8 protein-coding genes are annotated in these 11,282 nt (G+C 48.6%); 4 read left to right on the plus strand and 4 right to left on the minus strand.

What is annotated here, in order from left to right; translation table 11 throughout:
- The 4 genes from tyrS to L0156_24820 all read left to right on the plus strand — a co-directional run.
- A partial coding sequence (gene tyrS, locus L0156_24805; GenBank protein MCI0606220.1) for a tyrosine--tRNA ligase occupies nucleotides 1-1,110 on the plus strand: 1,110 nt, incomplete at its 5' end.
- 12 nt (nucleotides 1,111-1,122) lie between these two features.
- A complete protein-coding gene (locus tag L0156_24810) occupies nucleotides 1,123-1,503 on the plus strand; it encodes a DUF1232 domain-containing protein (protein MCI0606221.1) in 381 nt (126 codons plus the stop codon).
- 90 nt (nucleotides 1,504-1,593) lie between these two features.
- The gene (locus L0156_24815; protein MCI0606222.1) at nucleotides 1,594-2,706 is read left to right on the plus strand and encodes a glycosyltransferase; all 1,113 of its coding nucleotides are present in this window, start codon (nucleotides 1,594-1,596) and stop codon (nucleotides 2,704-2,706) included.
- Between the two features lie 47 nt (nucleotides 2,707-2,753).
- Entirely contained in the window at nucleotides 2,754-6,539 is a 3,786-nt protein-coding gene (locus tag L0156_24820) for an EAL domain-containing protein (protein MCI0606223.1), read from the plus strand.
- 5 nt (nucleotides 6,540-6,544) lie between these two features.
- On the opposite strand, the gene L0156_24825 is transcribed toward L0156_24820, so the two are convergent.
- From L0156_24825 to L0156_24840, 4 genes are all read right to left on the minus strand, one after another.
- Nucleotides 6,545-8,215 carry a hypothetical protein gene (locus tag L0156_24825; GenBank protein MCI0606224.1) on the minus strand — a complete coding sequence of 557 codons (1,671 nt, stop codon included), beginning with the start codon at nucleotides 8,213-8,215 and terminating at the stop codon, nucleotides 6,545-6,547.
- Between the two features lie 65 nt (nucleotides 8,216-8,280).
- The gene (locus tag L0156_24830) at nucleotides 8,281-9,276 is read right to left on the minus strand and encodes an inorganic phosphate transporter (GenBank protein MCI0606225.1); all 996 of its coding nucleotides are present in this window, start codon (nucleotides 9,274-9,276) and stop codon (nucleotides 8,281-8,283) included.
- A gap of 3 nt (nucleotides 9,277-9,279) precedes the next feature.
- A complete protein-coding gene (locus tag L0156_24835; GenBank protein MCI0606226.1) occupies nucleotides 9,280-9,906 on the minus strand; it encodes a DUF47 family protein in 627 nt (208 codons plus the stop codon).
- Between the two features lie 80 nt (nucleotides 9,907-9,986).
- The coding region (locus tag L0156_24840) for an ATP-binding protein (protein MCI0606227.1) at nucleotides 9,987-11,282 on the minus strand (1,296 nt) is incomplete at its 5' end.

Here is an 11,282-nt window from a genome sequence, read left to right on the forward strand (position 1 = left end):
GGCAAACCGCTCACGGTCAAGGCGGGATTCGATCCAACTGCTCCGGATCTTCATCTGGGACACGCGGTTCTACTGCGCAAGATGAAGCATTTTCAGGATTTCGGTCACCGCGTGGTTTTTTTGATCGGCGACTTCACCGGTATGATTGGGGACCCTACCGGCCGATCCATCGCGCGAAAACCGTTGACGCGCGAAGAAATACTCGCAAACGCGGAGACGTTCAAATCGCAGGTTTTCAAAATTCTCCATCCTGAAAAAACGGTAATCGACTTCAACAGCCGCTGGCTTTCACAGCTTGGTTCAGAAGGATTCATAAAACTGTGCGCCAAATATACGGTTTCCCAGATTCTTGCAAGGGACGACTTCCAAAAGCGAATGCAAAATGCTCTACCGATCAGTCTCCATGAGCTCCTGTATCCAATCGCTCAGGGCTATGATTCTGTGATGCTGCACGCTGATGTTGAGCTGGGCGGCACCGATCAAACCTTTAATCTTCTGGTGGGACGGGAACTCCAGCGGCAATACGGACAAGAACCGCAGGTAATCATGACCACGCCGCTTCTGGAGGGCACTGATGGCGTAGAAAAGATGAGCAAATCACTGGGAAATTATGTTGGAATCACCGAATCACCCACCGAAATGTTTGGAAAACTCATGTCGATCAGCGATGAGCTGATGTACCGGTATTACCTGCTGCTTACCGATCTTTCGCTCGCACAAATTGACGAGATCAAACAAAAACATCCTCGCGAAGCGAAGGAGGATCTTGCAAAACGAATCATCACAGATTTTCATAGCCCGGAAGCTGCTGAAGATGCCGCATCGGAATTCCGAAAAGTTTTCAGCCAGAAACAACTTCCGGATGAAATCGAGGAGATTTCCTTGAAGCAGGGCTCTTACACTATTCTCGAGCTGCTCCGTCTATGTGATGTAGTTTCCAGCAACTCCGACTCTCGCAGAATGATACGCCAGGGAGCCGTCACATTCATGAAAAGTGGCGAGGAATCGCAAAAAATCAGAGATGAAAAAGCAAATCTAGCGCTTGAACCGGGATCGGACTATATACTTAAAGTGGGAACAAGACGATTCAAAAAGATTGTGGTGCAGTAGAAAGGAGCTTTTATGCAAAAACTAATCGATTTTGTACGAGACGTCGCTGAAGATAAACGCATTCCTCTTCAAAACCGGATTGTATTGGGTGGACTACTCGCATACTTATTGACACCGATTGATATCGTACCCGATTTTGTTCCTATTCTCGGCTGGCTCGATGATGCGTTTGTAACGCTCATCATTCTGGATTACGTCTTTAACTCGGAAGATAGCGAATTGATACTTCAACATTATCCCTGGAATAAAAAACATTTCGAGAAAATGAAAGTCTATGTGGAAAGACTTTCCTGGATTGTTCCGGATCGTGTGAAAAGGATTTTGTTCCGGCATGCAACGCGTTTAGCGATTGCAAAAAAATCAGCAGACGAAATCCAGCCAAAATCGTCGTAAAATTTCACCGCGCGGAGATCGCAGAGGACGCAGAGAAAAAACTTTTCTTGTTTCTCTGCGATCTCAGCGTTCTCTGCGGTGAAAAATCAAATGAAAGTTCTCATCATTCACGCTTCCTTTGGATCGGGGCACAAACGCGCCGCGCAGGCCGTGCTGGAAGAATTTGAGCAGAGAGGAATTGCGGCGGAGCTTCGCGACCTGCTGGAATTCCTGCCTGCCCCGATGTCCCGCTTTTACTCATCTGCCTACAAATTCATGATCACGAGCAGCCGTGGATTGTGGCGGCTCACATACAACCTTGTCAACGCGCCAAAAGGACCCTACAGACCTGCGACGGCAGTTACACAGAAGTGGCAATTCTCCAAACTGAAGAAGTTTCTAAACAAGTGCAATTTCTCGCATGTCATCGCAACGCACTTTACACCCGCGGCTCTATTGACAGACTGGCGTTCCATGAAAGAATTGAATTCCGGAATTTTCTCCATCATCACAGATCACGAAGCGCATCGTTGCTGGAGACGGACCCGCCTCGATCATTATTTCGTTGCTTCCTCCAGAGTTTCACGCGAGATGCAGCAGATCGGAGTTCCAGAAAAAGACATCACGATTTCCGGGATCCCGATTTCCAAAGCTTTCTCCGCGCCGTTATCGCGTGAAGAAACACGAAAATCCTGGAACCTGCCGGAACAAGAAAAAGTTATCCTGGTTTTGTGCAGTGCGCTGACGTTCAAGAAGAGCGTTGAGATGCTTCAGGAGTTTGCCGCTCTGAATGCAGACTTGCGATACCTTGTCGTTGCAGGTGCGGATGCCAAAAAGGAGAAGCGCCTGAGACAAAGATTCGCAGAAGACACTCGCTTTATCATCTTTGGATTTACTTCTCGCATTGCCGAGATGATGAGCGCGGCGGATCTGATCGTTACGAAACCGGGAGGGCTAAGCGTTTCGGAATCTCTTGCAATGGGATTGCCACAGATCCTTTTGGAGCCGATTCCCGGACAGGAAGAAGCGAACGCCAGATTTGCCGTAGAGGAAGGCTCTGCGATTTGTGTAAATCACAAACCGGGGATTTACAAAGATACATTGTTTCAGATCATTTCCGATCGGGCAAAGCTGGAACAGATGAGCGAAGCAGCTCGCAGAGCCGGCCACCCCCGGGCCGCAGGAGACGTCGTAGAAACGATCCTCTCTAAGTTTGTAGTATGATGATCTCTTCCGACACTCACTAGCCACTAGTCACTGGTTACTTTGCTATGGAGCTTTACCCCGATCTTACATCACAAAAGAAGACACAGCAGGATTTAGAAAAAGCCAGTCTTACCCAGGAGAGTTTTCGCTTTCTGGTGGAACAAATGCCTGCTCTTCTATGGACCACAGACCTTGATTTCCGGATCACTTCCAGTCAGGGGGCCGGCCTTTCCAAACTTGGATTGAAACCGAACCAGCTGGTCGGACTCAATGTGCTGGACTATTTCGGAGTTCATTCGCACGACGACATACCTGTGGAATCCCACATGCACGCTTTGAAGGGTGAAACAGTTACTTTCGATAGCGTCTGGATGGGCAGATCCTATCACGTTCATCTGGCTCCCATGCGACTGAATGACGGAACCATTTCCGGTGTTATCGGACTCGCATTCGACATCACGGAAGTGAAAGACACCGAACGGGAACTGGAACAATCACTCTCCTTGCTTAGAGCAACTCTGGAATCCACGGCTGATGGAATCCTGGTCGTTGATCGTGAAGGCAAATGGATGACTTACAATCAGCGCTTTGTCGATCTTTGGCGCATTCCTGAAGCCATCGTAGACTCCCGCGATGAAGCCCTCATGCTCGCATTTGTTCTGGATCAATTGAGGGATCCGGAAGCCTTTATCCGCAAAGTAAAAGAGGTATATCAATCAAATGAGGACAGCGCTGATGTTCTGGAATTCAAAGATGGGCGGGTTATGGAACGGTACTCCAGGCCGCAGCGGATTGCAGGAATCAGTGTAGGACGTGTCTGGAGTTTTAGCGATGTCACAGAGCGCACACGCTCAGCAAAATTGCAATCCGCGCTGTATCGAATCGCGAAAAGATCGGCGGCCGCGGAGGATATTCAAGAACTCTATTCCAGCATTCATGAGATTGTAGGAGAGCTCATGTATGCAAAGAATTTCTACATCGCTTTGTACGATTCACAAACCGATATGCTTCGTTTTCCATACTTTCGGGATGAGTTTGATCCTCCGCCCGGACCTCAACAGCTGACGAAAGGTTTAACAGAATATGTTTTGCGCACAGGCAGACCTTTGCTGGCTACTCCTGAAGTCTTTGACGCCATGGAAGCTGCCGGTGAAGTTGTGAGTCTGGGATCGGATTCCGTAGACTGGCTTGGCGTGCCACTTCATTCCGGGGGGCAAACCTTTGGCGTTCTTGTAGTTCAAAGCTATTCCAAGAATATCCGCTTCGGGGAACACGAAAAAGAAATATTAACTTTTGTATGCAGGCACATCGGGACGGCGCTTGAAAGGAAACAGGCATCACAGGCGCTTCAACAAAGCGAAGAACGTTACCGCGCTTTTATCGAGCAAAGCTCCGAAGCAATTTGGCGTTTTGAATTCGAAGAGCCTATGCCGATCAACCTCTCGGAGGACGCGCAAATCGAATACGCCTATCTCAAGGGTGTCCTGGCCGAATGCAACGACCAGATGGCAAAGATGTATGGTTATGACCATGCCGCTGAAATTTCAGGCGCCCGCCTTGCCGATCTCTTTGTGACAGATGATGAGCGGAACCTCCAGATGTTGCGGGCTTTCATTCGCTCCGGATACCGGTTATCCGATATGGAGTCCCATGAATTGGACCGTGATGGAAACCATAAAGTATTTGCTAATAATTTAGTAGGAATTGTTGAAAATGGTTATCTCTACCGGATCTGGGGCACGCAGCGTGATATTACCGTGCGTAGAAAAGCAGAAGAGGAACTGGATGCCTCGTTGTCATTATTGCGCGCCACACTGGAATCGACCGCAGACGGAATTCTCGTAGTGGATTCCAATGGAAAGATATCCAGCTACAACCAGAAATTCGCGGATCTCTGGAGGATCCCCGCTGAAATCATAGAATCGCGCGATGACAATCGCGCTCTGGCTTATGTCCTGGATCAGCTCGTCGATCCGGACGGATTCCTGAAGAAGGTTCGTGAACTTTATAACGATCCTCAGGCGGAAAGTTTTGACATCCTTGAATTCAAAGATGAACGGGTTTTCGAGCGCTACTCGCGCCCTCAATTCATCGGCGGAGCGAGCATTGGAAGGGTTTGGAGTTTCCGCGATGTAACGGAGCGGAAAGCAGCTGAGGAAGCGCTACGGCAGAGTGAAGAGCGCTATTCTCTGGCGGTTCGCGGAGCCAACGATGGACTGTGGGACTGGGATTTGAGAACCGACCGCATTTACTATTCGCCCCGCTGGAAACAAATGCTCGGCTATCTGGAATACGAAATCGGCGAAGTAACGGATGCCTGGTTTGATCGTGTTCATCCGGATGATTTGAACCGCCTGAAAGCGGAAATTGCCGCGCATCTGGAAGTCCTGGCTCCCCATTTTGAAAATGAACATCGCATGCGGCATCGCGATGGAAGCTATCTCTGGATGTTAAGCCGCGCTCTGGCCGTGCGGGATAAAGACGGCAAGGCTTACCGCCTGGTGGGTTCGCAAACGGACATAACAGATCGCAAACTCGTTGAAGAACGTTTGATGCATGAAGCAATTCACGACGTACTCACCGGTCTTCCGAACCGCGCTCTGTTCACCGATCTTCTGGCGCGATCCCTGGGCCGCTCAAAACGCCGTGACGATTACCTTTTTGCGGTCCTGTTTCTGGACATTGACCGTTTTAAGATGATCAATGACAGTCTTGGACATATGGTGGGAGATCAGCTCCTCATTGCAATCGCACGAAGATTGGAAGCCTGTCTGCGTCCCGGAGATACAGTTGCAAGACTGGGTGGTGATGAGTTCACAATCCTTCTGGAAGATATCCACGATGTAAAAGACGCTACAACTGTTGCAGACCGCATTCATCAGGATCTCGCTCAGCCGTTTACCATCAGCGGCCAGGAAGTGTTTACTTCAGCAAGCATCGGAATTGCTCTTAGCGCAACCGGATACGATCGCCCCGAAGATCTCTTGCGCGACGCGGATACGGCCATGTATCGCGCGAAAGCTGCGGGCAAGTCGACACACGAAATCTTCGATCAGGGAATGCATTCGCGGGCTGTGGCGCAACTTCAAATGGAAACCAGCTTGAGACGCGCCCTGGAACGCCAGGAATTCCGGCTTTTCTACCAGCCCACAGTCTCGTTAAAGACAGGCAGATTAACCGGCTTTGAAGCTTTGATAAGGTGGCAACATCCGGATCGCGGTTTGGTCTACCCCAATGAATTCATAGCTCATGTGGAAGAGACCGGACTTATTGTGCAGATTGGCAGGTGGGTACTCGAAGAAGCCTGCAAGCAATTGCAAGTCTGGCAAAAACAATTTCAATCCGATTTGACCATCAGTGTGAATCTTTCCAGCAAACAATTCGCGCAAGTCGACCTTGTGCAGGACATCAGCTTGATTCTGGAACAAACGGAGCTAAAACCGAACACTCTAATGCTGGAAATTACGGAAAGCACGATCATGGAAAGACCGGAGTCGATCACCTATACACTCGAAAAGTTAAGGGCGCTCCAAGTACAACTTCACATCGATGATTTTGGGACAGGGTACTCTTCCTTGAGTTACCTCCATCGGTTTCCCATTAATGCCTTAAAGATCGACCATTCGTTTGTGACACGTATGGGATTTGATGAGAATCTCGAAATTGTACGTACCATCATGAATCTTGCTCGCAACCTGGGAATGGACGTGATTGCGGAAGGCGTAGAAAATAAGGAACAGGTCGCGCAGCTGAAAGCATTGCAATGTGATTATGCCCAGGGGTTCTTTTTCTCCCGGCCGATCGAAAGACACGTCGCCCAACTGCTCATTACCACCCGGCCGGTCTGGTAAACAGTTTATTTAGGAAAATAGAATTTTTTAAAATACCCCTCTGCAGATTTTTCAACGACCAGATTCCCATGAAGAATGGGTGCACAAGGAAGAGGCGAAACTGAACAATTATATCCTTCCACAGGTACGTAAATGGGGACGCCATCGTCCGTGAGCTTGATCTGAGTCTGTGATTCGATCGCAGGCAATGTGACAAAAAACTCTGTACCATTACGAAGCGCTTTGCGAATAGGAGGTAACCCTAAATACATAGAAGTCCTCAGAGGCAGGATGACCGCCAGAATCAGAACAGTGATTGGGATTACGATCTTAATGATGGAGCGGGTTCCTTTTAAATGCTTTTCGATCGCAAGACTCAACATCAAAATCGATAAAGACCAGAAATAACCTGCGGCAAATCGAAGATCAGGGGCAGTAAAAAACCAAAACAGGAGAGCTATCAACAGGGGTAGTGAAAACCATAGTCCCTGCGAAGCGAAATCTCGTTTCAAAAACAGAAGCACAGCTGCCAGAATTAGAATCATGGGTAAAACAAAATCAATGGAACGGACGAGCAAAACAAACCAGGGGGAGAGCCAGTCCCATCCGGAGACAACCGGTACAATGAGAGTGCGTGCCGTCGCCCGGTCCCAGATCCATTCATTTTTCGCCATCCATCGTGGAATGCTCCAGCTAAGTTTTTCAGAACAAGTCTGCGCAACAGGAAAAGCAAGACAGCCGGAAAGTGCGACACCTCTCGATAGCCAGATCACCACAATCACTCCTCCAAAAATGAGACAATAACCGAGCAACTTTCTCCATGAGAGTGAAATGCGCTGGACTCTTCTAATAATCAGAAGCGTCAAGGGAATGAGCATGAGAGGGACAGCAGAAAACTTGATCATAACTGCAAACAGTGCAAAGATGACGAGTTGAAAACAGCTAAAGGTCCGGTCTTTACCGGCATGCAGCGCCTCTAAACCAAAATAAACCGATAGAAGGCACAACAAGACCACAGGAAGGTCAGGAGAGGGGGAGCTGATATTCCGCCTCACCACATTTCCGATGATGACAAGCACCGAAAGCAACAAAAAAAGATGTTGCGGCGCAATTCCAGATTCCTTGCGTAAAACGTGAATCGCTTGCGCGACGGCGATTCCGAAAAGATAAATCAGCATAGCAGAAGCAGAAAAATAGTTCACCTCCTGCATTCCCGAAACGGGCAAAGTTAGAATCCCGGCAAACGGAAACCAGAGCGTGTTGAATCCAAATCTCTGGTGTAGATTCGCAAGTCCCAGTGGAACCGGATTTTCATTGATCCAGCGAATGGATTGAATGTGGTATAGAGCCGAATCAGGATTCCGCGGCGGTTGCGTAGCCCAGAATGAAACAAATATCATCCAGATCAGTAGAAAAAGAAGAGATCTTGTTGAAACTTTAAGCCTGCTCAATCGAAGGGAGCAAAGTCCCCATCCAATCACGAGCAGCACTGCGACGACAGTTGGAGTGATTGCAACAAAGAAATTCAACAGGCTTCCGATCGTTGCAAGAACGATGATGCCGAAGAAAGCCTCCGCGAACTGATACTCAACGTCCATTGGATCTGAGCAGATTCTTCTACGAAGGAAGAGTTGAACGCTTCCATAACCCTGGAGAGCGGGAAACCATAAAAATAAGTTCAGCAGGATAATCAGCATCAGGAAAGTAAGAGTTATCGAGTAGATTATGCACTATCGATGCCCACGATCAATCCAGGTTGGGATTAGAACGCAAGTTTGATTAGTTGAACGAACTTGGTCACGAGAAACGCGATTGTACCGCAAACCGGGAAAGTCAGGACCCATGCGGTAATAATCTCCCCGGAAACACCCCAGCGCACAGCGGAAAAGCGGCGGACGGCGCCAACTCCCATGATGGAAGTGTTGATCGTATGCGTCGTACTGACTGGAATGCCCAGCCGGGTAGCAATTTCAATGGTGGTTGCAGCGCCAAGTTCGGCAGAAAAACCCTGCGGGGTGTCCAGGTGCGTCATACGCATTCCCATCGTTTTCATAATTTTCCATCCGCCGGTCATCGTGCCGATAGCCATAGTTATCGCGCATATAAGAACAACCCAAAGTGGGATCACGAATTCCGAAAAAACGCCCGCGAGAACGAGAGCAAGGGTAAAGACTCCCATAAATTTTTGTCCATCATTTGTTCCATGGCTGAAAGCCATGAATGCGCAAGAAAAAACCTGTAAATAACGGAATAGGCCTCTCACCCTGGAGTGATTCACCTTTCTAAAGATGCGATAAATAACCATCATGATGAGGAATCCGCCACCAAAACCAATAAATGTGGAAAACACAAGGCCGATCAATACTTTTTTCCAGCCAACCCAAAGTAAAGCATCGGGACCGGCGGCAGCCAAACCTGCTCCCGCCAGGCCGGCAACCAATGCGTGACTTTCGCTGGTTGGCAAACCCCAGTAAGCCGCCACGCTGCTCCAGATGATAATTCCGAGCATCGCGCTGGCTACCGTTGTTAGGTTAATGACATCAGGATTGACGATTCCCGTTCCAATCGTTTTTGCTACAGCAGTTCCCGATAGTAACACTCCAGCCAGATTGAAAATCGTCGCCATCACAAGGGCTATGATCGGGGGAAGAGCTCGCGTTGAAACCACCGTTGCCATGGAATTAGGCGCATCGGTCCAGCCGTTTACAAATTCAGCGCCCAGGATGAGAAGCAAAACAAGGATAAGGCCCCACTCCATTCGTTATCCGTGCTTAACAACTATTCCTTCTATAATATTAGCAATGTCTTCGCATTTATCGATCGCCGATTCGGTGGCATCATAAATTTCTTTCCACTTTATGACTTCCATCGGATCCTGATTATTGTGAAACAGAGCCCCTATTGCCCTCTCAGAGGTGCGATCCCCCCTGTTTTCGAGGCGGTTTATTTCGATACAATAATCCAGGATTCTGCGTGGACGGTTCAATTCGCGGATACTGGTCAGAGCCTTGGAAACATTGTGAACTGCTTCCTCGAGAGTTTTTGCAAGCTCTATGAGCTCCTCACTGGTCTTGGTAATGTTAAAAAGGAGCATTCGTTCGCTGATGGCCTGAATGATATCCACCACATCGTCGAGCTCTTTTGCCAGCGCGTGAATATCCTCCCGGTCGATCGGCGTAACAAACGTGCGATTCAGCTTATCCATGATTTCATGAGTCGTGATATCGCACTCATGCTCCAGATCCCTTAAGCGAGCTATTCCGGGATGTTTGTCATTCCAATCTTGAACTAGATCCAGAAACTGTTTTGCCGCTTCCTGGATCGACCGGGCCTGCTGTTCGAACAGATCAAAGAATTTTTCATCCCTTGGAATTAGCGAAAACGCCATCAGCCAATACTCCTATCAAAGCTTTTACAGAATAGTAACGGCATATTCACAAATATGCAATCCGCGCTTAACGGTGAGAATCAGGCGGTAGGGGCGCCCTGCGCGAGCTGCCACGCGGTGCCGGGCAGGACAAGGGTAAAAAGAGAACCGCTTCCGGGCTCGCTTTGCACAGAGACTGTGCCACCGTGATTCTCAATCGCGTGTTTTACAATCGCGAGTCCCAGGCCGGTGCCTCCCATTTCGCGGGAACGGCTTTTGTCGATGCGATAAAAGCGCTCGAATATTCGGGAAATTTGATTGAATGGAATTCCAGGACCGTTGTCGCGAACCTGAAGAATCAAATTCTCTTGTTCCGTGCGCACCGTAAGCTCAATGGTTCCCCCTTCCTGTGTATATTTCAGCGCATTATCCAGCAAATTCATCAATGCATCTGTAATTTGTGAAGGATCCACGTTGAGCAGTATTTTTTCATGCGGCATTTGCACAAGGAATTTCTGATTGTTCTTCTCTGCCATCGGACGGATCAGCGATAAGATATCTTCTACCAGGTCGTTTAACTCTACCATCTCTCTTCGCAGCCCGCTTCCCGTCTCTTCCACCGCCGCGAGATTGAGCATATCGGTAACTAGATTTTGCATGTTTCGCAATTGCTTATCCATGATCTCCAGAAACTTTTTGCTCTCTTCCGGTTTCGCATATCCGCCATCCAGCAGCAATTCTGTAGAACCCTTGAGCGCCGTCAACGGCGTTCGAAGTTCATGACTCACGTTTGCCACAAAATCCTTCCGGACTTGTTCAATTTTCTTGATCCTCGTGATGTCATGAAAAACGAGCAAAACCAGGCCTGCATCCGGATGATCTTCCTGAATACGGGAAGCCTGAACAGCAAAATTCTTTTCCTCGTCAGGACCGAAAAGCGTGATCTCTTTTGCTTCCAGTGGCATGTCTTCCCTTAAAAGAGCGGTTATGTAATCCGAAAGCTGGTCGCTGCGCGTGATTTCAAGATAGGATCTACCTTGAATTCGTTCTTGACTTAAACCGACCATTTTACAAAACGCGGTGTTAGCGAATACGGCTTTGCCCCGACGGTCAATCGCCAGGACGCCTTCCACCATCTTGGAAAGCAATGCTTCGGTGCGATCATGTTGTTGCTCAATGTTTTGTATCTTCTGCTTCAATTGATCCGCCATGATATTGAAGTCCCTGGCAAGATCTTCAAACTCCAGACTTCCCGAAGGTACGATCTTTTCGGAGAGATTCCCGGCAGCAAGTTTTCCTGCGTTCAGTCTCAGTTGCTCGATCGGACTCAGCACAGACCGGGAGATCGCGTACGCCAACGGCATAAGCAAGAGGATGGCAAGCAAAGCAAAGCTTAA

The sequence above is a fragment of the bacterium genome, from assembly GCA_022616075.1.
GTDB lineage: Bacteria > Acidobacteriota > HRBIN11 > JAKEFK01 > JAKEFK01 > JAKEFK01.